At 63.4% G+C, this 22,971-nt stretch carries 16 protein-coding genes; 8 read left to right on the forward strand and 8 right to left on the reverse strand.

Annotated features, from left to right (window positions below; genetic code table 11):
• Positions 1 to 64: 64 nt before the first annotated feature.
• Together ACIQT2_RS09480 and ACIQT2_RS09485 are read left to right on the forward strand one after the other, a co-directional pair.
• Positions 65 to 2,089, forward strand: coding sequence for a CDP-glycerol glycerophosphotransferase family protein (locus tag ACIQT2_RS09480; protein WP_402945815.1), 2,025 nt, complete (start codon positions 65 to 67; stop codon positions 2,087 to 2,089).
• A gap of 92 nt (positions 2,090 to 2,181) precedes the next feature.
• The gene (locus ACIQT2_RS09485) at positions 2,182 to 3,987 is read left to right on the forward strand and encodes a hypothetical protein (RefSeq protein ID WP_402945817.1); all 1,806 of its coding nucleotides are present in this window, start codon (positions 2,182 to 2,184) and stop codon (positions 3,985 to 3,987) included.
• 94 nt (positions 3,988 to 4,081) lie between these two features.
• Here the strand turns inward: ACIQT2_RS09485 and lipA are convergent, their stop codons facing one another.
• Complete coding sequence (gene lipA / locus ACIQT2_RS09490) at positions 4,082 to 5,089, reverse strand: lipoyl synthase (protein WP_387438522.1); 1,008 nt, start codon at positions 5,087 to 5,089, stop codon at positions 4,082 to 4,084.
• Complete coding sequence (gene lipB, locus ACIQT2_RS09495; protein WP_402945819.1) at positions 5,086 to 5,754, reverse strand: lipoyl(octanoyl) transferase LipB; 669 nt, start codon at positions 5,752 to 5,754, stop codon at positions 5,086 to 5,088. The genes lipA and lipB overlap by 4 nt, the downstream gene beginning before the upstream one ends.
• A 148-nt stretch (positions 5,755 to 5,902) precedes the next feature.
• Here lipB and ACIQT2_RS09500 point away from each other — a divergent pair, with 148 nt between their 5' ends.
• The gene (locus ACIQT2_RS09500; RefSeq protein ID WP_402945821.1) at positions 5,903 to 7,666 is read left to right on the forward strand and encodes a serine/threonine-protein kinase; all 1,764 of its coding nucleotides are present in this window, start codon (positions 5,903 to 5,905) and stop codon (positions 7,664 to 7,666) included.
• A gap of 17 nt (positions 7,667 to 7,683) precedes the next feature.
• On the opposite strand, the gene ACIQT2_RS09505 is transcribed toward ACIQT2_RS09500, so the two are convergent.
• The gene (locus ACIQT2_RS09505; protein ID WP_402945823.1) at positions 7,684 to 8,583 is read right to left on the reverse strand and encodes a TIGR01777 family oxidoreductase; all 900 of its coding nucleotides are present in this window, start codon (positions 8,581 to 8,583) and stop codon (positions 7,684 to 7,686) included.
• Between the two features lie 85 nt (positions 8,584 to 8,668).
• On the opposite strand from ACIQT2_RS09505, the gene ACIQT2_RS09510 reads away from it, so the two are divergent.
• Positions 8,669 to 12,160: a S41 family peptidase gene (locus ACIQT2_RS09510; protein WP_402945825.1), complete on the forward strand. Its 3,492-nt coding sequence runs from the start codon at positions 8,669 to 8,671 to the stop codon at positions 12,158 to 12,160.
• A gap of 102 nt (positions 12,161 to 12,262) precedes the next feature.
• On the opposite strand, the gene ACIQT2_RS09515 is transcribed toward ACIQT2_RS09510, so the two are convergent.
• Positions 12,263 to 12,691, reverse strand: coding sequence for an OsmC family protein (locus tag ACIQT2_RS09515; RefSeq protein WP_402945827.1), 429 nt, complete (start codon positions 12,689 to 12,691; stop codon positions 12,263 to 12,265).
• Between the two features lie 133 nt (positions 12,692 to 12,824).
• Here ACIQT2_RS09515 and ACIQT2_RS09520 point away from each other — a divergent pair, with 133 nt between their 5' ends.
• The gene (locus ACIQT2_RS09520; RefSeq protein WP_402945829.1) at positions 12,825 to 13,205 is read left to right on the forward strand and encodes a VOC family protein; all 381 of its coding nucleotides are present in this window, start codon (positions 12,825 to 12,827) and stop codon (positions 13,203 to 13,205) included.
• 70 nt (positions 13,206 to 13,275) lie between these two features.
• Here the strand turns inward: ACIQT2_RS09520 and ACIQT2_RS09525 are convergent, their stop codons facing one another.
• The 4 genes from ACIQT2_RS09525 to ACIQT2_RS09540 all read right to left on the reverse strand — a co-directional run bounded on the left by ACIQT2_RS09525 (position 13,276) and on the right by ACIQT2_RS09540 (position 18,850).
• Positions 13,276 to 13,629 carry a hypothetical protein gene (locus ACIQT2_RS09525; protein WP_397322838.1) on the reverse strand — a complete coding sequence of 118 codons (354 nt, stop codon included), beginning with the start codon at positions 13,627 to 13,629 and terminating at the stop codon, positions 13,276 to 13,278.
• 129 nt (positions 13,630 to 13,758) lie between these two features.
• Complete coding sequence (sucB, locus tag ACIQT2_RS09530; RefSeq protein ID WP_402945831.1) at positions 13,759 to 15,534, reverse strand: 2-oxoglutarate dehydrogenase, E2 component, dihydrolipoamide succinyltransferase; 1,776 nt, start codon at positions 15,532 to 15,534, stop codon at positions 13,759 to 13,761.
• Positions 15,535 to 15,647: 113 nt separating this feature from the next.
• Positions 15,648 to 17,030: a dihydrolipoyl dehydrogenase gene (lpdA, locus tag ACIQT2_RS09535; protein WP_400334589.1), complete on the reverse strand. Its 1,383-nt coding sequence runs from the start codon at positions 17,028 to 17,030 to the stop codon at positions 15,648 to 15,650.
• 296 nt (positions 17,031 to 17,326) lie between these two features.
• Positions 17,327 to 18,850, reverse strand: coding sequence for a leucyl aminopeptidase (locus ACIQT2_RS09540; RefSeq protein WP_402945833.1), 1,524 nt, complete (start codon positions 18,848 to 18,850; stop codon positions 17,327 to 17,329).
• Between the two features lie 335 nt (positions 18,851 to 19,185).
• On the opposite strand from ACIQT2_RS09540, the gene ACIQT2_RS09545 reads away from it, so the two are divergent.
• The 3 genes from ACIQT2_RS09545 (at position 19,186) to ACIQT2_RS09555 (ending at position 22,960) form a co-directional block, all read left to right on the forward strand.
• Positions 19,186 to 20,124, forward strand: coding sequence for a proteasome assembly chaperone family protein (locus tag ACIQT2_RS09545; protein ID WP_397322834.1), 939 nt, complete (start codon positions 19,186 to 19,188; stop codon positions 20,122 to 20,124).
• Positions 20,125 to 20,159: 35 nt separating this feature from the next.
• A complete protein-coding gene (locus ACIQT2_RS09550) occupies positions 20,160 to 21,518 on the forward strand; it encodes a nitrate/nitrite transporter (protein ID WP_402945835.1) in 1,359 nt (452 codons plus the stop codon).
• Positions 21,519 to 21,610: 92 nt separating this feature from the next.
• Entirely contained in the window at positions 21,611 to 22,960 is a 1,350-nt protein-coding gene (locus ACIQT2_RS09555) for a DUF4192 domain-containing protein (protein WP_402945837.1), read from the forward strand.
• The last annotated feature ends 11 nt before the right edge of the window (positions 22,961 to 22,971 follow it).

Below are 22,971 nucleotides of genomic sequence, written 5' to 3' on the forward strand. Positions count from 1 at the left end.
TGAATTGAGGAAGGAACGGGTCACCCATCACACCACGCTGATTTTCAACCCGTCTAAGGAAAAGATGTCCGAGCTGCCATCATTGCTGACCATCGTTCTTGAGGAACCCGGAACACTGGACCGGGAGTCTGCGATGTATCGAAGACTTGTGGCGGCACGTCTGCGTTTCGACGCGGAGTTCTCCATCCTGCAAGCCACCGAACCGTTGACCACGCGGTCCATCGGCCGGCTGTGCGCCGACATCACCAGCAAATACGTGGTGTTCATGCGGACATCGCACCAGGTGTCGGCAAACTATGCGGCCACCATCATCGGTTACCTGAGGACCCGTACGGTGTACTTGGCGGAACCTGTCATGTATACGGGCAGGATCGCCGGGAACATTGCGGGAACGGCGATCGACGACGCCTACCACTACGCGCGGGATACCGACATCTTTGGCTCGGTGTTCAACACCAGACGACTCGCAGACGCGCTGGAGGCGATCGGGGACGTGGACCGGGCAGGACTTTACACGAGCTACCGGCTGTATTGGTCGATCGAAAAGGTGAAACCGCTGCCCGCCGGCTATTCGGTGGCCACGGAAACCAAAGCCGCAATCGGACTTCAGTTGTCCACGGAAGCCAAACGCCTGGTGCCTGTTATTCCCACATCATCCAAACAGCTCCGGTTGTACCTCCTGCGCTTCATGGCGCTTTTCCTGCGTGGAATGCGGGCCCAAAAGGCCACCGCCGTGAGCCTCGAACACCTGCGGGAACTCGTGACGGCGCACAACATGACGGAGATGCTCGCCATGGTGGAACCTTTGCAGCCCTTCGAAGCTGCATGGATCCGCTGGCTGGCCGATCCCTGTGCCACCACGCACCTCTTCAAACAGCTCAGTGACAAGGACAGTTATCTCGTGTTCCTGCAGGACCAGCCCGTGGAGGATCCTGCCCGGCTCCTGTATGAGCTGCTGTTCGGCGACGACGTCCTGGCCATCGCCAAGACCTACCTGCCGCGTACCTTGCGGCCGGGTCACGCCCGTCCGGGCAGTTACAACTTCTACCAACGTCCCATCAGCCCCCATTCCAGCATTCTCTTCTTCGACAGGCCGTTACAGGCGGACGACAACGCTGAACATCTCTACGACTACTTCCGGATCAATCACCCCGAATTCACGGAGTCCTATTTCGCCATCAACCCAAAATCCCCCGATTGGGAGCGGCTTGAGAAGAAGGGCTTCAAGCTCATCCCCATTTTCAGCACGGAGTTCTATGAGAAGTTCCTGATCTCCGATCTTGTGGTGTCTTCCCAGATCTACAACATCCGGTACCGCGGAAAGTCGTTTGCCAACTCCCGGTTTGTGTACTTGCAACATGGCATCCAACTCAACGACATGTCCGATTGGGTGCTGTCCAAGTACTTTGACGTCTTCATTGCCACCGGACAGCTGGAGGCAGACTACATGGCTGGACTGGCGCCTGTTGAGACCCTCAATTCCGGCCTGCCCAGACTTGAGTCGCTGGCCCGTGAACCCCGGAATTCAGCTCACCTCCTGTTCATGCCTACGTGGCGGTTCAACCTGAACCAGGTGTCCACGGAGCAGTTCCTCCAATCACGCTACTTCCAGGCCATAGACCAAGTGCTGACCGATCCTGCGCTGCTGACCTTCCTCGATGCCACTGACCGCAGACTTGAAGTGAAGCTCCACCCGAATGTTGAGAAACGGACGGCACACTTCCGGTTCTCCGAGCGGGTGGTGTTGTCGGAACTCAGCTACCGGGAAGCCATCAGCTCCGCTGAGATGGTGTTCACGGACTACAGTTCGGCAGTCCTGGATGCTTCGTTCGTACATATCCCCATCGCGTACTACCACTGGGACCACGCCGAGTTCTTCCGCGAGCAGCCATACGAGGGGCGCCTGGACTATGAAGAAGAGGGCCTGGGGCCGGTCTTCCATCATCACGTGGATCTCATTGACTACCTCGTCAATGAACGGTTCGCCTCTGAGGACCCCTTGTACCGCGCGCGTCGTGAACGCTTCTTCAAGGGAGTTGACGCGGACCGGATCAACCGGAAGATCGTCGAAAGGATGCTGGCACTGTGACGTCGAAGTTCGGGGAGATAAAGCGCAAAGCTACGGATCTGGGAAGAGCCGTTGCCTATTCGTCGACAGGCCGGGAAGTGGCGAGGTCCCTGATGGAATCGGCACCAGAGTCGGCTGTCCGCAGACTCATCAAAGCGAGGGGACTGGAAGCCCGGGTTCGCAAAGTGGCGGCCGAGCACTTGCCGCAGGGCGTCTTTTTCGCCAAGCTCACCCTCCCGGACTGGGAGGATCGCCAGGGCGAACCGTTTCAGCTTCTGCAGGACGGTGAGGTGGTCTACGGCAACCTTATTGAGCCGCCGGCCCGCGGTTTCCCCCTTGAATACCGGAACATCATGGTCGGAACAGACGACCCCTCCCGGTTCAGGCTCGACTCGGGGGGTCCTTTCGAATTGGGAATCGGTAGGGGACCCTTCACTACGCCGCAGCAAATCAAATACGACGAGCAATACGGAGTAGAGCAGCACGGGGATGCTTACTATTCCGTCCGGGGAAACACCACTGATCCGAAGAGGATGCTCCTCACCTTCCCGGGCTTCGGCCCTTCCACGACGCGGGTCTCCTATGCGGTGAGCTACCTCAAGGGGATTACGGACGCTGACTTGGAAGACACAATGATGGTCTGCTTCCAGGACCGCTATTTGGCGGCCGGGTCCTACATGATGGTGGACAACGCTGGCCGGCCGCTTGATGGCCGGATCAACGCCGCCATAGAAAAACTGCGAGGCCAATTCAACATCGATCCCGCCCGCATGCTGTTCTTCGGCGCCTCAAAAGGCGCATCCATCGCAATCCGGTACGCCAGGAACTTTCCTGCCGCGCGGCTGGTGCTGGCCGTTCCACAGATGAACCTGCCGTATTACTTCAGCAAGCCGTTCTTCAAGGACAACCTGTACCGGAACCGGGCCTTCCGCGAGGCTGAGCAGCCGGAGGACCTCCTTCGCCAGTACTTTGCGGAGGGCCGGACCATTGACTACTTCTATACGAACTCGGACGAACTCAGCAACCATTCACTGATTGAGCTCGTTCAGGACGTCCCCAATCTCACGAAGTACCGGATCGACGGCAAACACTCCGCGGTGGCCGGCACAGCCTTGCCGGCCATGCTTGGCATCATCAGGGAATTCCTGGGGGCCCCCGCCCAGGAGACGTTCGTCTGCGAAGAGCTGCGGTGGTTCGACACGACCGAGACCAGGCAACTACAAGTACGCGTGGACGCCCGGGCTTCAGAGATATCACAGGCGAACTGGTTCGTGGGCGGGTGGGCCGGCAGGACGCGATTCTTGCAGTTGATGACCGACCATTCCTACAAGTTCGTCAAGTACACCTCCGGCGAGCAAGCGATGTTCCATCGTTACGATCCCGTGGAGCACATGGACTCGCTCCATGCGATTGCATCGAGCGGCGTGTCGTGGACGGCAAGCCTGCCGGAACAGTCCGGCGAACCGGAAAACACCACCCGGCGGTTCCGCTCCAGACGCCGGGGCGATGCGTTTCAGACGATCCCGCTTGATGTGGAGGCCCATGCACCGGCCGACTATGTGATTCTTGACGGGGACTGCCATGCACGGTTCCGGTACCGGTGCTCTCGCGCAAGCGCCGCTGGCCAGTCCATGGAGGTGCACTTCGTGCAGGACGCGGCTGCAGATGTCATGAACGAATTCCCTCGTGATCCAGCCCAGCGCCCCGCCTTCGTGGCAGTGGTCCAGCCGATGGATGGCTGGGAGTTGGCGCACCTCATGGCCCTGCGGTTGGTCGTGGCTGCCGACGTGCCCCGCCTGGTAGTGGTGGTGCACGGTACAGGGGCCGACGAGGGACTGTCCGCCCTGGGTGCCGTGGAATGGGACCAGGTAGAGGTGGAGGCGTGGTCCTCTGAGGAGGCTCCGGTACCGGTCCGTTGACGAGAAACAGCCTATACACGAAAAGCAGGCTGCACTGGCACTCAGTGGTGCCGGCCCAGCCTGCTTCGTAGCCTCAAGGAACAGCCCGTGGTCCTTAGCCGTGTGCGGCGAGGATGGTGGAGGCTTCCTGGCGGGTGGTGCCGGAGGATTCGATGTGGGCGAGGGCTTCGGGGATGTCCCAGCCTTTCTTGCGCATCGCGGTGGCCCAGAGCCGGCCGGCCCGGTAGGAGGAGCGGACCAGGGGCCCGGACATGACCCCGAGGAAGCCGATCTCTTCGGCCTCGTGCTGGAGGTCCACGAATTCCTGGGGCTTGACCCACCGGTCCACGGGAAGGTGCCGCTCGGACGGTCGCAGGTACTGGGTGATCGTGATCAGGTCACACCCGGCAGCGTGCAGGTCCCGGAGCGCTTCGGAGATCTCTTCCCGGGTCTCGCCCATGCCCAGGATCAGGTTGGACTTGGTCACCATGCCCAGGTCCCGGCCCTGGGTGATGACATCCAGGGACCGCTCGTACCGGAACGCGGGACGGATCCGCTTGAAGATGCGCGGCACGGTCTCGACGTTGTGCGCGAACACCTCGGGCTTGGAATCGCAGATCGCGGCGATGTGTTCGGGTTTGCCGGAGAAGTCCGGGATCAGCAACTCCACCCCGGTGCCGGGGTTCAGTTCATGGATCTTGCGGACCGTTTCGGCGTACAGCCACACGCCCTCGTCTTCGAGGTCGTCACGGGCCACCCCGGTCACGGTGGCGTACCGCAGCTGCATGGCCTGCACGGACCGGGCCACCTTGGTGGGTTCGAACCGGTCCAGCGGGGAGGGCTTGCCGGTATCGATCTGGCAGAAATCACAGCGCCGCGTGCACTCGGACCCGCCGATCAGGAACGTCGCTTCCTTGTCTTCCCAGCACTCGAAAATGTTCGGGCACCCGGCCTCCTCACACACCGTGTGCAGGCCTTCCTTCTTCACCAGGTTCTTCAACCCCACGAACTCCGGCCCCATCTGGACCTTCGCCTTGATCCACTCAGGCTTACGCTCAACAGGGACTGCAGAATTACGCTGCTCGATACGCAGCATCTTGCGGCCTTCAGGTGCCAGGGTCACTGGAGTGCTCCTTCTGGGGTGGAAACGAGTGCTTCTTCGTGCTTGCGGAACTCTTCCACAAAGCGGTCAACGATGTCTGCCGGGTTGATGGTCCGGCCAGTCTCCAGCGACATGGTGGTAACGCTGGCGTCGGTGATGCCGCAGGCGATGATCTGCGCGTAGGGCGCCAGGTCGTTGCTGCAGTTGATGGCCACACCGTGCATGGTGACGCCATCGAGGACGCGGATACCGATTGCGGCAATCTTGCGGTCCGGGCCCTTGTCATCTGCCAGCACCCAGACGCCGGCACGGCCTTTCACGGTGACGGCTTTGATGCCGTAGTCCAGCATCACGGAGATCATGGTGGCCTCGAGCCGCTCCACGTAATCCCGGATTCCCGAACGGTTCTTGAGCTTGAGGATTGGGTAGGCAATCAGTTGTCCGGGGCCGTGCCACGTCAGTTTGCCTCCGCGGTCAACGGGTACCACGGGGGTTCCGTCGAAGGGGCGTTCGTGGTCTTCCGTGAGCTTGCCTGCCGTATAGACGGCTGCATGCTCAAGAAGCAGGACGGTACTGTTCTTCTCGCCGGCAACAACCTTGTTGTGGATCTCGCGTTGAAGGTCCCAGCCCTGCATGTAATCAACGAAATCCGGGGCAAGACCCAGTTGTGAAAACTCAAGAGTCATGCGTTCAAGCTTAGACCCCGCAGGACGTTGCCCATGCTTTTGTGGTGAACCTCTCAGTCGCATCCGGGAGGCTGCTCCAATATCGCTGCAGAGGGCGGGCCTGTGGATAACTTCTGCAGCGAAAGCCGACTTCGGGTAGACCTTTGACATGGACACTCTGGACTCCGGCGCCCTATTGCCTCCCGTCATGTCAGGCTACACACCCGAACGGATCCTTGGGCAGGGCGGATCGGCGTCCGTCTGGCTGGCCACCAGGGATGCAGACGGCGCCCGGTTTGCCATCAAGATTGTCAAGAATTCAGAGGTTCCTGATGATTTGATGCATCCGCATGGCGCCGCCCACGCCATCCTTCGTGAGGCAAACATACTCACACTCGCCAGGCACGAGCACCTGCTTCCCTTTCACGACGTGGTGCCTGCCGAGATGGAGGGCCGGAACTGCTGGGGTCTGGTGATGGAATATGCCGCCGGGGGTTCACTCGCGAACCTTGTCCGGGGGCGTCGTTGTTTGACTGTTGGCGAAGCTGTCACTGTGCTGACACCCTTGGCCCAGGCGTTGGCGTTCCTGCATGGCCAGGGGATCGTGCACGGCGACATCTCCCCGGGAAATGTGCTGTTCACGGCCCATGGGAAGCCCTTGGTTGCCGACCTTGGGATGGCCGGGCTGCTGGGCGAGCTGCAGCAAGCCAAAGACGCGGGCACACCGGGTTTCATCGACGGCGATTCGGTGCCCTCCGCAAGCGGTGGCGGGCGGAATGCGGAAGAGGCTGCGGACCTTGACTTTGCTGGTGATGTCTTCGCGCTGGCGGCGTTGGGGTGGTATTGCCTCACGGGCGCTGCCCCGGAGCCCGCAAAGAGCCGTCCGCCGCTTTCCCTTCTGGTTCCCGACGTACCCAAAGGACTGGTGGGTGCCCTGGAAGCCGGCCTGGCCCCGGACCCACATACCCGGCCGAACGCAAAGGAGTTCGGTTCGGCCATTTACCGCAGTGCTGCGCCGGAACCCGTGGACCTGGTCGGTTCGGTGCACGAATCCGTCATACCGGAGCTCCTGACGAGGCGTCCAGACGATGCCCTCTCGACCAAACGACGCACCCTTCGGCGGTTCTTCAAGGCTCCGTGCACGTCGTGGGCTGAACGCACTCCCACAAGCAGCACCACCCGTCGCACGAAGGCCGGGTTGACGTTCAGCAGAATGATGCCGCTCCCGTCCGACCGTCCCGCAACGCCGTACCGGACGGCGAGGGGACCGGGCGCGAGCCGGGCCGACCGGTCGCCGTCGAACGCGGAATCGTCCCGACCCAACCACCGTCGGTCCGGAAAACGGCGCGGAACAAAGATCCCCGTCCGGGCCACCGCGCTGGTTTTGGGTGGTTGCCTGGTGGGCCTGCTGGCGTGGATCGCCTGGACCGGCACTGGATACCCGTCACAGCCGGGGGAGCCCTCCGGGTCCGCGGTGCCACAGCCGGATGATCGCCGCGGGAGCGGGACAGACATCCTCCCAGCCATGGCCCAGGCACTTGGCTCCAGCGATCCGGCAGTGGCCGTTCCAGCCCTTTCCGCGGTCCGTGACCAGGCCTTGGCTGAGGGGCGCCGGGAGTTGCTTGGGCTGGTGAATGCACCGGGGTCACCCGCCGAACAAGCTGATCTGGTCCTTGCACAGCAGTTGGAACCACAGGGGATCCGTTTCGTCGGCCTGAGGACAGTCCTGACCGGCGCGGCCGTGGATACTTTGCAGGCAGACCATGCCGTCGTCTCGTTGGCAGCGGTTTTGTCCGGTTACGAGGAACAGGATGCGCAGGGAAAAGTCATCCGCTGGCAGCCGCCAGGGCAGCCGCAGCAACTGCGCCTGGTCCTTTCCAAGGTGGACGGCCAATGGCGGATTTCGGAGATTTTGGCGCCGGAGCCGGGATGAGCCCCAGGAACCTGCACTCATCGTTTGGCTTCGGCCACCAGCCAGGGCATGGCCTCACTCAGGCTGGGATGCTTCCACTGAAATCCCGCTCCGGCCAGCCTGCCGGGATCCATGGCCTGATTTGCCAGGATCAGTTCATCAGCCAGGCCGCCCAGAACCAGTCGGAGTGCCGGTCCGGGCACCCGAAGAAGCGCCGGGCGGTGAAAAGCACCGGCGAGGCGGGAAACGATGGTGTTGACGTCCGCCAACCCCGGTGCGCACACATTGACCGGTCCCTCGAGTTCGGCAGTGATGAGGAAAGCAAGGGCAGCAGCTTCATCTGCCAGGGTGATCCAAGGCCAGTACTGGCGTCCGTTTCCGAAGGGCCCACCCAGTCCTGCCCTAAGCAGGGGCAGCAAAGGCCCCAAAGCTCCGCCGGAAGGACTGAGGATGACTCCCGTGCGGGGTGTGACCACCCTGACGGAATCGGGAGCCTTCCGGGCTTCTGCCTCCCATTGCACGCACAATGGTGCCAGGACGCCGGTGCCGGGAGCCGAGTCTTCCGTGAGTACTTGGTCCCTGGAAGCGCCGTAGTAGCCGGACGCCGATTGGCTGATGAAGGCCCGGGGAGGGCGGCCCACCCGACCCATGGCCGCTGCAAGGGTCCGTGTCGGCAGGATCCGGGAGTCATGGAGCGCCTTGATCCGGGCGCGGGTCCACGGCCGGTCCCCGATGCCTGCCCCCGAAAGGTTGACGACCGCATCCGCTCCGTCCAACACCGATTCATCGAGGATTCCAGCCGACGGATCCCACGAATGCTCCTCGGGGGCGCGCGGTGGACGGCGCACCAGCTTGACCACGTCGTGGCCGCTCGCCAGGAGCAGCGTAGTGAGGGCGGTTCCAATCATTCCGGAGGCTCCGGACATCACGATTCGCATGACCCATCTCACCATGCGGCGCCGCGGCCCGGAAACACCGTCCAAAGGGCAAAGGCCAGCTCAACCATCTGGCTATGATCGAACAATGACCTCCTCCAGCTACCTCCGTTTCCCGCATGTCCACGGTGACCTTGTTACTTTCGTGGCTGAAGACGATATCTGGATCGCCCCCGTGGCGGGCGGCCGCGCCTGGCGGGTTTCGTCCCAGCAGTTGCCAGCCAGGAATCCCCGCTTCACGCCGGACGGCAAGCGGCTCGTGTGGACTGCCGTCGTGGGTACCTCACCCGAAGTGGTGACAGCGGAGACCGACGGCGGTGGTTACAAGCAACTGAGCTACTTTGGCCACAGCACAACGAAGGTCCGGGGTTTCACCCCGGCAGGAAACATCGTGGTCACCAGCGCTTTCCAGCAGTCCGAAAGCCGGCACACGCATGCCTACAGCCTGCCGCTGGACGGTGGAGCCGCCGTCGCCTTGCCATTCGGGCCGGTGGAAGCAGTGGCGTTCGGCCCTGAAATCGGCGACGAGAAGCCGGTGGTGCTGGCCAGTGTGCTGTCCCGGGAACCGGCATGGTGGAAGAGGTACAGGGGCGGCACGGCCGGAAAGTTGTGGATCGACGCAGACGGCAACGGCGAGTATGAACGGCTGCTTCCGTCGGTTGAGGGCAACCTGACGGATCCGTTGTGGATCCAGGGACGCATTGCCTTCCTCTCGGACCACGAGGGTTACGGAAACCTCTATTCGGTCCTGCCGGATGGTTCGGGTCTTCGGAGGCATACTGACCACGAGGACTTCTATGTGCGGCACGCGAGCACGGATGGTGAGCGGGTCATCTTTGAGTCCGCCGGCGAACTGTGGCTCCTGCCGTCACTGGATCCGGACGCCGTTGCCCGCAAGCTCGACATCACCCTGGGTTCAGCCTCGCCCGCACGTCGTCCGGCACCTTTGAAGGTTGCCGCGCACCTCGGCGACGTCTTCCCGAACGAAGCGGGAACTGCCAGCGCCGTGGAGTCGCACGGTACTGTCCACTGGATCCGCCACAAGGATGGCCCGTCCCGCGTGGTGGAAGCTGCTCCAGGGGTACGGGCCCGGTTGCCGAGGCCGTTGACCGACGGGAGGATTGCCTACGTGGCTGACCACGGTGGCGTGGAGGCCGTGTACATCAAGCGAATTGCCGCCCGGATGGTGCCCGCCGTCCCGGCGCAAACTCCCCAGTCCACGGAAGCGCCTGCTGAGCCAACCGGAGAAGCGGATCCCCTGCCCAAACCGGTTTCCGCCTCGAACATCGTGGGCCACGGGCACCAGCCGCCAGCCGCCGTTGCGCAGGCTCCCGTTGAGGCCCATGCGGGCGAGCCTTCGCCTGACACGGCCGCCGGGGTTGAAGAGCCAGTGCCGGCACACAGGACTCCGGAGTCCGAAACCGTCCGCGTGGATTTCCCCGCGCCTACGCGTGCCAGTGCCCTGGAAGCCAGCCCCGATGGCCGCTGGCTGGCCATTGGAACCTCTTTTGGCGACGTCTTTGTGGCAGACACCGTTTCCGGCGCGCTGAAGTCCCTCGTGAGCCTTGGGGAAGGCAGCGTGGAGCAGTTCACCTGGTCCGTGGATTCGCAGTGGCTCGCCTGGTCCGAGCCCGTCACGTCCTTCGGTTCCCGGAGCAAGCTGCGGTTGGCCAGGCCCGCCAAAGATGAGGCCCACGTCATCGACGCCACCGACGGCCGTTTCTGCGACGAATCACCGCGGTTCACCCCGGACGGAAAATTCCTCGCGTTCCTCTCCAACAGAAGCTTCGACCCCGTCTACGACGGCCACTCCTTCGACCTGTCGTTCCCGAGCCCCATCAAGCCCTACCTGGTTGCCCTCGCTGCCGACACTCCATCGCCCTTCGGGCCCTCCGTTGACACCTTGGGTGAGGACACGGCTACTGCCGAGAAGTCCGACGACGGCGGCACTCCCGTCACGCGCGTGGATGCGGAGAACCTGGCCCAGCGCGTCATCGCGGTCCCCGTGCCGCAGGGAAACTACTCCGAGCTCACGGCGGCACACGGGGCGCTCCTCTGGCTCGATACTGAGCTGTCCGGTGTGACCGGCGAAGGCAAAGGAACGCTGCAGGACAAAAAGGTTGCTCCGTCCCTGGTCCGTTACGACTTGGCCAAGCGCTCGCAGAGCACCCTGGTCAAGGCCGTTGACCGCTACCGCTTGTCCGCGGACCTCAAACGCGTTGTGTACGTCTTGGAGCAGCAGGTCACCTCGGTACCTTCAGATGCCAAGGTCGATGAGGAATCCGGGGAACTGGTCAAGGTGGAACTGAACCGGATCAGGGTGGTCCTTGACCCCGTTGCGGCGTGGGGACAGGCCTTCGAGGAAGCGTGGCGGTTGCAGCGTGACTTCTTCTGGGCCTCCGATATGGCAGGGCAGGACTGGCAGTCGGTCTACAACCGTTACCGGCCCATCGTGGACCGCCTGGGATCACATGACGATCTGGTGGATCTGTTGTGGGAAATCCATGGCGAACTGGGTACGTCGCACGCCTACGTGCGGCCGGCTCCGGTCAACGAGCCCGGAAGGAACGGCCAAGGCCGCTTGGGAGCCGAGTTCCAGCTGGGCGACGAGGGCTGGGAAATCTCTGCCATCCTCGCCGGCGAATCTTCCGATCCGCTCGCCACATCCCCGTTGACGCGTCCCGGAGCGGACGCGAAGGTGGGCGACGTCCTGTTGGCGATTGACGGCGTCGAACTTTCCGCTGCGCTGACTCCAGCCATGCAGTTGGTGGGCGCGGCGGGCCGAACCGTGGAATTGACCCTGCTCAACGGCGACGGGCACGGAGAAGCCGCTGGAGTTCAGCGCAGGGTGGCCGTGGTGCCCATCCGTGACGAGGAACGGCTGCGCTACCAGGACTGGGTCCGCGGAAACCGCCGCACTGTCCGCGAAGCGTCCGGAGGGACGTTCGGATACCTCCATATTCCGGACATGATGGCCAACGGCTGGGCTCAACTCCACCGGGACCTGGACACGGAAACGGCCTTGGACGGGTTGATCGTGGATGTCCGGCGCAACCGCGGTGGCCACACGTCCCAACTGGTGGCGGAGCTCATTGGCAGAAAAGTCACCGGGTGGAGCATGCCCCGCGGCGAGAAGCCCAGGACGTACCCGCACCACGCCCCGCGTGGCCCCGTGGTGATCCTGGCCGATGAGTTCGCAGGATCGGATGGAGACATCATCACGCAGGTCTCCAAGCTCAGGGGAATCGGCCCGGTCATCGGGACCAGGACCTGGGGCGGCGTGGTGGGCATCGACAACCGCTTTGCCCTGGCAGACGGCACCGGGGTGACGCAACCCCGCTATGCCACGTGGTTCGGCGGCGGCATCGGTTGGGACGTCGAGAACCGTGGCGTGGATCCGGACATCGAAGTGCTGTTCCCGCCACACGCCTACGCCGCCGGCACGGATCCCCAGCTGGAGTACGGCATCGGGGCGCTCAAGGAAATGATCCAGGAGCTCCCAACGGACCGCCCCCCGCTCCGGGAAGGTTACCGCAGCGTCCGTCCTGGCCCCTTGCCTTCACGGCCGCAGGCTACCTGAAGGCCCGTCTGCAGGCAGTCGTCGCAGTGGCGGCGTAGAAAGGCCCCGCACCAGTAATGGAAACCAGTGGTGGTGCGGGGCCTTTCAGGTAATGCGCAGTGACTACGCCTGAAGCGTTGCATCCAGGGTGATGTCGATGCTGGCGAGGGCGCCCGACACAGGGCAACCGGTCTTGGCTTCTTCGGAGATCCGGCGGAAGTCCTCCTCCGAGATGCCCGGGATCTTTGCGGTGAGAGTCAGGTGGCTGCCCGTGATGCCGGTGCCGGGAACAAAGGTGACATCAGCCTTGGTGTTGACTTCCTCCGGGGTGAAGCCGGCCCCTGCCAGGGCGTGGCTGAAGGCCATGGAGAAGCATGCGGAGTGGGCGGCCGCGATCAGTTCCTCGGGGCTGGTCTTGCCGCCGGACTGCTCGGTACGGGCCTTCCACGTGACATCGAACGTGCCGAGGCCCGAGCTGTCCAGGGTCGTGTTGCCGGAACCCTCGATCAGGTTGCCGTTCCAAACCGTGTGTGCGGTGCGTACTGCTGCCATTTCCACTCCTTGGGGTAGTTGTGTATCGGCGGCCGGCGCCGGCCGGCTGCCACCGTGTCAATCCTAGGGACTCGCTGACGGCCACGCACGGCCATTCCGCTGTTAGTGGATTGTGACACCTAGACTGGGCGGCATGGACAACCAGGAACACCCCGCAGACGCTCGCCGGGGACCGCGAATTGCCTCGCTCACCATCAACAGCAATGACCCCGACGGCCTCGCCGGATTCTGGTCGGAACTGCTGGGCTTACCGGTTTCCGCCCAGCATGAGGGTTTCATCTGGTTGGAACCCGCCGGTCCCGGCGTGCCACAGTTGGCCTTCCAGCAGGTGGACCACCCCACGGAAGGGAGGCGGCGCCTTCACCTGGACCTGCATGACGACGACGCTGCGGCCTTGCGTGCGAAGGCGGAGAGGCTCGGGGCGGTCTTTGTCGAGGGGCATGACATCGGTGACTTCCATTGGGACGTCATGCTGGACCCCGAAGGCAACGAGTTCTGCATCGCACAGGACTGAACCTTCGCCCCACGAAAAACCGCCCTGCGTCAGACGCAGGGCGGTTTTCCCATGGAGTGCGGGAGTGGATTCAGTTCCAGAGCGTGGCGATGGCAATGTTGACCAACGCCAAACCGCCCACACCGTGTGCAAGGCCAGTGGAAACGGCTTCGCCCTTCTTGACTTTGCGGGATCCGATCACGGCAAGGACGGCCACGGCCACACCGATGGCGAACTTGATGCCGAGCTTGAAGTAGTTGGGGTCTGCGTCGGGCATCAGGGGAAGAACACCCATCATGGCGATGCCCGTGAGCAGCTGCAGGAAGGCGCCGTCACGCTGGCGCGGGTGCACCGTGGGTTCCTTGATGGTGGCGATCCAGTAGCCCACAATCATGGCTGCGCCGACGATGTGCAAGAACACCAGGATGCTGAAGAGAATACTCATGGACACAGCTTATCCAGTTGTTTCTACGTGTCGTAGCAAAGGCGCGCACACAAGACGAAAGGCGGGGAAGGATTCCGGCATTTTCCGGAATCCTTCCCCGCCTTTATCAGCAGAGGGTGCTTGAAGAACCTAGAGACCCAGGTCCGCTTCGAAGGCGCCCTCTTCAAGGCGGGCCTTGAGCGTCTGCAGGAAGCGTCCGGCGTCCGCGCCGTCCACCAAACGGTGGTCGTACGTCAGCGACAGGTACATCATGGAGCGGATCGCGATGGAATCGTCGCCGTTTTCGTCCGCAACAACCACGGCGCGCTTGACGATCGCGCCGGTGCCCAGGATGCCCACCTGCGGCTGGTTGATGATCGGGGTGTCGAACAGGGCGCCGACGGATCCAATGTTGGTGATGCTGAACGTACCGCCGGAGAGCTCGTCCGGGCCGATCTTGCCGTCGCGTGTGCGGCCAGCCACGTCGGCGATCTTGCCGGCAAGGCCGGCAAGGTTGAGGTTGCCGGCGTCGGAGATGACCGGAACCAACAGTCCCTTGTCGGTGTCCACGGCAATCGCCAGGTGTTCGGCGTTGTGGTAGGTGATTTCCTGCTTGGACTCGTCGTAGGCAGCGTTCAGCTTGGGGTGCTGCTTGAGTGCCTCGGCAACAGCCTTGGCGATGAACGGCAGGAAGGTCAGCTTGACGCCGTTCTGGGCCTGGAAATTGTTCTTGGCCTTGAGGCGGAGCTTGGCGATCTTGGTCATGTCCACTTCGTGCACCTGCGTGAGCTGCGTGGAGACCTCAAGGGATTCGCGCATGCGGCGGGCGATGACCTGACGGATACGGGGCGCCTTTTCCGTGGTTCCACGGAGCGAGGAAGCAACTACGGGTGCGGCTGCCTTGGCGGCAGGAGCAGCTGCCGGAGCCGGAGCTGCGGCAGCCTTCTTGGCCTCGGCCGCAGCAAGGACGTCCTGCTTGCGGATGCGGCCGCCAACACCGGTGCCCGATACAGCGGAGATGTCCACTCCGTGCTGGTTGGCGAGTTTGCGGACCAAGGGAGTGACGTAGCCGGACTCGGAGGAACCGGTGGTCTCCGCGGGAGCCGCCGCCGGGGCAGCGGCTGCCGGTGCTGCCGCAGGAGCGGGTGCTGCGGCGGGTGCGGGTGCTGCGGCGGGTGCGGGTGCTGCGGCGGGTGCGGGTGCTGCGGCGGGTGCGGGTGCTTCCGCTGCGGGTGCGGGTGCTGCGGCGGGTGCGGGTGCTTCCGCTGCGGGTGCGGCCGGTGCCGGAGCTGCAGCCGGAGCAGCTGCGCCGGATCCGATCACGGCGAGGACAGAGCCAACTTCGGCGGTCTCGTCTTCGCTGACCCGGATTTCCTGCAGGGTTCCGGCCACCGGAGAGGGGATCTCGGTGTCAACCTTGTCCGTGGAGACCTCGAGCAGCGGCTCATCTACCTCGACGGTGTCGCCGATCGCCTTGAGCCAACGCGTCACGGTACCCTCGGTAACGCTCTCGCCAAGCGCGGGCAGGGTTACTTCGTGGCCTTCGCCGCCCGAAGCGGCTGGAGCTTCGGTAGCGGGGGCTGCAGGAGCCTCAGCAGCGGGGGCTTCCTGTGCCGGTGCAGCCTGCTCAGCGGGAGCCTCGGCAGCCGGAGCAGGTGCTTCTTCGTCGGCCGGAGCGGCGGAGCCGGAACCATCGCCGATGCGAACCAGGGGAGCGCCAACTTCAGCGGTCTCGTCTTCGGCGACGAGGATTTCTTCGATGACGCCTGCGATCGGAGAAGGGATTTCGGTGTCTACTTTGTCGGTGGAAACCTCGAGCAACGGCTCGTCGATCTCTACCCGGTCACCAACCTGCTTGAGCCAGCGGGTGACGGTTCCTTCGGTGACACTCTCACCGAGGGCGGGCAAGTTAACGGATTCAGACATGTCGTCCCCGTTCTCCTTATTGATCTTTTGTGCGGATGAATGCTGCTGGTCCGGGCGGGTGCACGCTGCAGATTCTGCCGCGTGCACCCGGCCCGTTTGTCTTGGGTAAAGACTTAGCCGTGGAGCGGCTTGCCCGCGAGGGCGAGGTGGGCTTCGCCCAGGGCTTCGTTCTGCGTGGGGTGGGCGTGGACCAACTGGGCCACGTCTTCCGGGTAGGCTTCCCAGTTCACGATCAGCTGGGCTTCGCCGATCTGCTCACCAATGCGCGAGCCGATCATGTGGATGCCAACCACCGGGCCATCCTTCTGGCGGACGAGCTTGACGATGCCGCCCGTGCCCAGGATGGAGCTCTTGCCGTTGCCAGCCAGGTTGTACTCCTGGGTCTGCACCTGGTCGTCGCCGAACTTTTCCTTGGCGAGCTTCTCGGTGTAGCCCACGGTTGCGATTTCAGGCTCGCAGTAGGTGACCTTGGGGATGTTGATGTCCTCGACGATCGCGGGGTTCAGACCTGCGATTTCCTCGGCAACGAAGATGCCTTGCTGGTAGCCACGGTGGGCAAGCTGCACGCCGGGGACGATGTCGCCGACGGCGTAGATGTTGCCGACGCCGGTGTGGAGGCGCTCGTTGGTGATGACGAAGCCACGGTCGATGGTGATGCCTGCTTCTTCGTAGCCCAGGTTTGCGGTGACGGGGCCACGGCCAACGGCGACAAGAAGGAGGTCGGCTTCGAACGTCTGTCCGTCGACCAAGGTGACCTTGACGCCGTTCTCGTCCTGCTCAACGCCCTGGAAGAAGATGCCGGTGCTGAACTTGATGCCGCGCTTCTTGAAGGCACGCTCGAGGTTCTTGACGATCGAGGCGTCTTCGTTGGGAACCAAGGAAGGGAGGCCTTCGATGATGGTGACATCCACGCCGAAGGACTTCCACACGGAAGCGAATTCGACGCCGATCACGCCGCCGCCGAGCACGATCGCGCTCTTGGGGATGTAGTCCATGGTGAGGGCCTGGTCCGAGGTGATGACCTTGCCGCCGATTTCCAGTCCGGGAAGCGAGCGCGAGTAGGAGCCCGTGGCCAGGACGATGTTCTTGCCGGTGTAGGCCGTTCCGTTCACCACGACGGTGTTGTTGCCCTGGAGCTTGCCTTCACCTTCGATCACGGTGATGCCCTTGGACTTGATGAGTCCCTGGAGTCCCTTGAACTTACCGGCGATGATGCCGTCCTTGTAGGCGTTCACAGCGGACATGTCGATGCTGTCCAGGGTCACGTTCACGCCGTACTTGGCGGAATCGCGTGCATGGTCGGCCAGTTCGGCCGAGTGCAGGAGTGCCTTGGTGGGGATACAGCCGTTGTGGAGGCAGGTTCCGCCGAGCTTTGCCTTTTCCACAAGGCCAACGGTGAACCCCAGCTGTACGGCCCGCAAAGCCGTGGCGTAGCCGCCGCTGCCGCCACCGAGTACCAGGATGTCGAATTCTTGCGCAGTTGCCTGATCGGCCACTAAAACGCTCCCTCGCGTGAATGATGACACGGGACTGCGTGTCATCGGGTCTTTGGAACTTGTTCTGCCGTGATTATGCCAGCACCTAAGTTCTCTTGCATTTGTGACTATCGAGTTCACCTTAGCGAACCACCTACCCATGCTCCACCCTCTGCGGGCGTTTGTGGAGCGCTTGTGTCGAGACTCACGTTCACTTGTGACACAGCCCTACACGCCGCATAATTCCGGGGCGGGGCGGGCCTTCCGGACGTGGTCCGGGAAGGCCCGCCAGTGCCTCGGCGGAGTGGCAGGAACGCCTAGGCGGAAGCCGTCAGAAGGTCTTCCGCGTAGGCCACCAGGGTACGGACCGTGCAGCCGGTTCCCTGCTTGGGCGTGTAGCCGTAGGGGCTGCCGTTGTTGAAGGACGGTCCGGCGATGTCCACGTGGGCCCAGGGGATTTGTTCACCGTTGCCGTCCTTTCCGACGAACTCGCGGAGGAAGACAGCTGCGGTCATCATGCCGCCGTTGCGTTCGCCGATGTTCGCGATGTCCGCAACCTGCGAATCCAGGCTGGGACGCAGTTCCTCGGGAAGGGGCATGGGCCACACCAGTTCGCCGGCACGGTCTGCTGCGGACTTGAGGGCGGCGGTCACTGAGTCCGAGCCCATCACGCCTGCGGTCCGAAGGCCCAAGGCGATCAGTTGGGCGCCTGTCAACGTAGCGACGTCGATGATGGCGTCCGGGGCCTCCAGGCTGGCGGCGACGATGCCGTCTGCCATGACCAGGCGGCCCTCGGCGTCTGTGTTGAGGACCTCGACGGTCTTGCCACCGTAGACAGTGAGGACATCGGCGGGCCGCTGCGCTGCGCCGGAAGGCATGTTCTCCGCGATGCATAGCCAGGCGGTTGCCTTAATGGGAAGCCCAAGGGAGGCAATGGCCAGGACAGTGTTAAGGACGACGGCGGCACCGGCCATGTCGCTCTTCATGTCGCCCATGCCGAGGGCCGGCTTGATCGAGATGCCACCGGTGTCGAAGGTAATGCCCTTGCCCACCAGCGCGATCTTCTTGGTGGCCTTGGCCGGGGCGTACTCCACCTTGACCAGGCGGGGCTGGCGGGTAGAGCCCTTGCCGACGCCGAGGATACCGCCGAAGCCTTCCTTTTCGAGGCGCTTTTCATCCCACACGGTGACCTTGACAGGCAGCCCTTTGGCGAGGTCCTTGGCGGAGTCGGCGAACGATTCAGGGAAGAGGTGGCTCGGGGGTTGGTTGACGAGGGTGCGCGTAGCGTTGACGGCGCGGGCCAGGACAGTGGCACGGTCCAGGACGGGCTGTGCTTCCTTTGCGGCGACCTCTGTGTAGAGGAGGACTTTGCTGACGGGTGCCTTCAAGCCGTCCTGGCTTGAGCGGTGCTCGGTGTACGAGTACGAACCAAGGGCCGCACCTTCGGCCACGGCTGCGACTTCGGCCACCGTGGATGCCGGGAACGCAAGCGTTACCGTGGACAGTCCGGCGAGTTGGCGGACAGCCGAACCCGCCGCGCGGCGCAGCGCCTCTTCGGTGAGGCGGCCGCCGTCGGACGTCTTTCCTGTTCCGGCGAGGACGAGGATTTCCGAGCCGGTTTCCGGCAGGCCCGGCAGGCGGTGCACCTGGTCGGCGGCGCCCGTGATTCCCAGGACTTTCAGGGATCCGGTGATTGACTCGGCGGCTTTGGCGCTCAGGGGATTGGACAGCAGCACCGGGCCGTCAGCGCCTTGCGCCACGCCCACCACGAGGGCGTCGCTGGGGGACTTTTTCAGATCCTTGGCGATCACGCCGAGGAGGATGTCAGTAGTCTTGACCACGAGGATGTGTCCTCACTTCTCTCTGCATTGCATGGCAGGGCTGCATGTTTGGCGCCCTGCTCCGGTACGCGCCCGGCGTCTTGTTGCGACGGCGGCCTTGGTCTTCGGGACCAGCGTAGCGAAAGGGCGCCGGCCCATTTCGATCGTAGTCTCTCGCGGGCTGCGGAGAGCAATTAAATGAGATTTGCGGCACACCGGGCGGCAGGAATGCCCGCTCGACGTGCTGCGTTGTATCTACAACGGACCTTCAAGACCGGTCCTTGCCCTGCACGGATTCCACGCGAATCCATGCGTTGGCCGGGCCCCGAACTTTGCCACTGTGAAAGGAACACGCCGTGTTTGAACGGATATCCGGCTCCCTCCTGGACCCCGAGGCGCTCTACGCGAGCAACATCGAGATTTTCCACAGCCCCGAATTGCGCGGACTGAACATGGTGATGGGCTTTACCGGTTTCGCCGATGCCGGACATGTGGTCCGGCAGATCAATGCGGAATTGCTTGACCAGCTCGACGCCGAGGTGGTGGCGATGTTCGACGCCGACCAGCTGATCGACTACCGCTCCCGGCGGCCCCATATCACCTTCGTCGAGGACCACCTGCAGGATTACCAGCCGCCACGCCTGGGCCTCTACAAGCTGACCGACGGACTCGGACAGCCCTTCCTCCTGCTGGCAGGGTTCGAACCTGACCTGCAGTGGGAACGCTTCTCCAGGGCCGTTGTGGGCATTGTGGAAAAGCTCGACGTGAACCTCGTGACGTGGATCCACTCGATCCCCATGCCTGTTCCGCATACCCGGCCAGTGGGCGTTACAGTCCATGGCAACCGCCCCGAACTCATCGAGGGCATTTCCAGTTGGAAACCGACGGTGGAAGTACCCGCAGCGATTGGACACATCCTCGAACTGCGGCTCACCGAAGCCGAGCGCAACGTAGCAGGCTATGTCATCCATGTCCCGCACTACTTGTCCGAAGCGGAGTACCCGCAAGCGGCAGTGGCTGGCCTGGAGTACTTGGGAGCGGCAACGTCGCTGATGCTGCCCACCGACCGTCTGCGTGAATCAGGCCGGGAAGTGGGCCGGCAAATTGCCGAACAAATCGAATCGTCCGAGGAAGTGCAGGCTGTGGTTTCGAATCTGGAAGCCCGGTACGACGAGAAATCCGAGGGTATTGTGCGCCGTTCCCTGCTCGCGGACGAGAACGATGAACTTCCCAACGCGGAGGATCTCGGTGCCGCAGTGGAGGCTTACCTCGCCCGTAAGGACGCGCCTCAATAAATCAGCTTTGATCTCATGGCAGGCATAATTAAGGAGTGAATTCTCCCCGCGCCTGGCTCATCTGGACAATCGGCGTTTTCGCCTACCTCGTGGCTGTGGCGCAGCGGACATCGTTCGGCGTCGCCGGGCTGGAAGCCACGGAGCGGTTCCATGCCAGCGCCGCCGCGGTCTCCTTCTTCACGGTCCTGCAATTGTTGGTCTACGCCGGTTTGCAGATTCCGGTGGGCGTCCTGGTGGACCGGTTCGGCTCCCGGGTGATGGTCGCCGGTGGCGCGGTCCTGATGGGCTTGGGGCAACTGCAGTTGGCCTTCGCGGACAGCGTTCCCGGTGGAGTCCTGGGCAGGGTGCTGGTTGGCGCGGGAGACGCCATGACCTTCATTTCAGTGATCCGGCTGGTTCCCTTGTGGTTCGCTCCGGCACGCGTTCCGTTGGTAACGCAGTTGACCGGCATGTGCGGGCAATTGGGCCAGTTGTTCAGCGTGGTGCCGTTCGCGCTGTTATTGCATTCCGCGGGGTGGACCCCTGCGTTCCTCTCGCTGGCGGCATTGTCCGTGCTCGCCGTCGTCCTTGTCCTTGTCTTGTTGAGGGATGCTCCTCCGGGCCACCCGCCGAGGGACACCTCCCAAGGGCTCAGGGCCACGGGAGTTTCCTTGTCGCGGGCTTGGAAGCAGCCCGGTACGAGGCTTGGGCTGTGGAGCCACTTCACAGTGCAGTTCAGCGGAAACCTGTTTGCCATGACCTGGGGCTACCCCTTCCTCCTTTCGGCCCAGGGGCTGGACGCAACCACGGTTTCCGCGCTGATGGCGTTGTTTGTGGCCACGGCCATTGTTTCGGGACCCGGCGTGGGGCGGTTCGTCTCCAAGCACCCCATGAGGCGTTCGGCCATGGTCCTTCTGATAACCCTTGCCACTGCGCTCGTGTGGGCGGCGGTCCTCGTGCTGCCCGAGAGGGCGCCGCTCTGGCTGCTGGTAGTCCTCGTGGTGGTGTTGGCCGTCGGAGGTCCGGGCTCGATGATCGGCTTCGACTTTGCCAGGACCTTCAATCCCTCGCACAGAATCGGGACCGCAACGGGAATCGTCAACGTCGGAGGATTTATCGCGGCGCTTGTGGCGATCTACCTCATCGGCCTGGTGCTTGACGTCCTGAATGCCAGTGGCTTTTCCAACGGTGTCTTGTACGGACTGGCCCCGTTCCGGATCGCTCTGAGCATCCAGTTCGTGCTCCTCGCGCTGGGTACAGTGTTGATCCTTTTGACCAGGCGCAAGGTACGCCGCCAGATGGCGGCGCAGGGCATCCATGTGACCCCGCTGGTGGCAACGCTGGCCAAGCAGCGCCGTGAGCGGATTGAGCGGCGGCGTACAGCGCGCCAGGCTTCCCACCCTGGCGACGCGTAGCAACCAGCTTCACTGGTCTTCCCCAGGACCCCTTTTCCACATACGCGAAGAGGCGGCTGTCCGCTCCACTCCGCGCTGGCCAAGCTTGAGGCATGACCAGCAACGAGACCCTCAACATCTACCGGCCCGAAGACGTTCTGGGCTACATTCCGCATCTGCTTGGCTACTGGCCCCAGGACAGCCTGGTAGCCATCACCATGCAGGAGAAGACTTTCGGAGCTACCCTTCGAGTGGACCTTCCCACGTCCAACTCGCCGCGCGTCCGGGCTGCCTTTGCAGAGTACGTACGGAACCACCTCCTCGCCGACGAACAGGCAGATGGTGTGGTCCTTGCCCTGTATGACAGTGCCGGCTGGGACGACGGCTCGGTGGTGTGCCGTGCGATGCCAGTGTTGGTGGCCTTGCAGCAGGCTCTCGAGACTGTGGGGCTTTGCGTCCGGGAAGCGTGGCTGGTGGGAGACGATTATTGGCGCAGTGCTTTCTGTACAGACGCGGACTGCTGTCCAGTCCCGGGCTTGCCAGTGGAACAGATACGGAACGGCCGGATCAACGCCGAGATGGTTTACCGCGGAAGCAGCGTGGGATCGTCGCCGCAGAGCCGGGTGGACCCGCCCAGGCTGGCGCGGCCAGGGAAACCACATGGGGGCGTGCTTGAGGCGGAGTTGAAATTCGAGGGTCAGTTCACTGGTGCGTGGCGCAGCCGGCTGTGCCTGGACGCAGTCATGGATGCCTGGCTTCAGATTTTGGACAGGCCGTGGGCGCGTGGCGAATCTACCCCGGACGGTGCGGGGGAGGTGCAGGGGTTCGAGGGGCCGGCCGCGGACGAATTGGTGGGCTTCCTGCGGGCAAGCCTTGCCGTGCCACCATGGCGGGACGCCATCATGGTCATGGCGGCGGCCGGGGTGCGGTCTGCGAAGGCCGGGGCGGAGGCCTTCAATCTCTTCGACGAAAATGTCTCACCATCGCTGCCCTTTGATCCACTCGAACTTGGGTTGCGGGCCGGCCATGATCCGTCTGATTGGCCCGAAACAGCTTTCGGCACGGGCAGAGGAGGCGGGCTGGCCGGAGAGCCGGAAATGCCACAGCCGTCCCTGGATTCGGGCCATGGCGGGCTCTTCTCCTACGGGGAGGTGCTCCTGGGTGTGCAACCCGGTATTCCCGATTGGCAGCTCCTTGACGCCCTGCAGCGGGTGTTGTCCTTCCTGAGTTTCGACGAAGAAGAGAGCGAGGCCGCCGCGGCTGCACTGACCCTCCAAGGATGGATCGCCTGGTGCAAGGGGAGCGGTTCATTCGCCCATGCCTGCCTTGACCGCGCCCTGGCCGTCAACCCCGGATACAGGCTGGCGGAACTCCTCGACGAGATCCTGGGGCAGGGCACCGTCAGCGGATGGGCCCGGCGTCCTGACTCGGCGTGGGGCACCCATGTTGCCGGCAGGAAATAGGCCGGTGACTG

Source organism: Paenarthrobacter sp. NPDC090522 (assembly GCF_044769225.1).
Taxonomy (GTDB): Bacteria; Actinomycetota; Actinomycetes; order Actinomycetales; family Micrococcaceae; genus Arthrobacter.

What these genes read in the sequence shown, in the direction of transcription:
- ACIQT2_RS09480 (WP_402945815.1), top strand. Translation starts at nt 65, where the DNA reads ATGTCCGAGCTGCCATCATTGCTGACCATCGTTCTTGAGGAACCCGGA.
- ACIQT2_RS09485 (WP_402945817.1), top strand. Translation starts at nt 2,182, where the DNA reads ATGGAATCGGCACCAGAGTCGGCTGTCCGCAGACTCATCAAAGCGAGG.
- lipB (WP_402945819.1), bottom strand. Translation starts at nt 5,754, where the DNA reads ATGACTCTTGAGTTTTCACAACTGGGTCTTGCCCCGGATTTCGTTGAT.
- ACIQT2_RS09500 (WP_402945821.1), top strand. Translation starts at nt 5,903, where the DNA reads ATGGACACTCTGGACTCCGGCGCCCTATTGCCTCCCGTCATGTCAGGC.
- ACIQT2_RS09505 (WP_402945823.1), bottom strand. Translation starts at nt 8,583, where the DNA reads ATGCGAATCGTGATGTCCGGAGCCTCCGGAATGATTGGAACCGCCCTC.
- ACIQT2_RS09510 (WP_402945825.1), top strand. Translation starts at nt 8,669, where the DNA reads ATGACCTCCTCCAGCTACCTCCGTTTCCCGCATGTCCACGGTGACCTT.
- ACIQT2_RS09515 (WP_402945827.1), bottom strand. Translation starts at nt 12,691, where the DNA reads ATGGCAGCAGTACGCACCGCACACACGGTTTGGAACGGCAACCTGATC.
- ACIQT2_RS09520 (WP_402945829.1), top strand. Translation starts at nt 12,825, where the DNA reads ATGGACAACCAGGAACACCCCGCAGACGCTCGCCGGGGACCGCGAATT.
- ACIQT2_RS09525 (WP_397322838.1), bottom strand. Translation starts at nt 13,629, where the DNA reads ATGAGTATTCTCTTCAGCATCCTGGTGTTCTTGCACATCGTCGGCGCA.
- sucB (WP_402945831.1), bottom strand. Translation starts at nt 15,534, where the DNA reads ATGTCTGAATCCGTTAACTTGCCCGCCCTCGGTGAGAGTGTCACCGAA.
- ACIQT2_RS09555 (WP_402945837.1), top strand. Translation starts at nt 21,611, where the DNA reads ATGACCAGCAACGAGACCCTCAACATCTACCGGCCCGAAGACGTTCTG.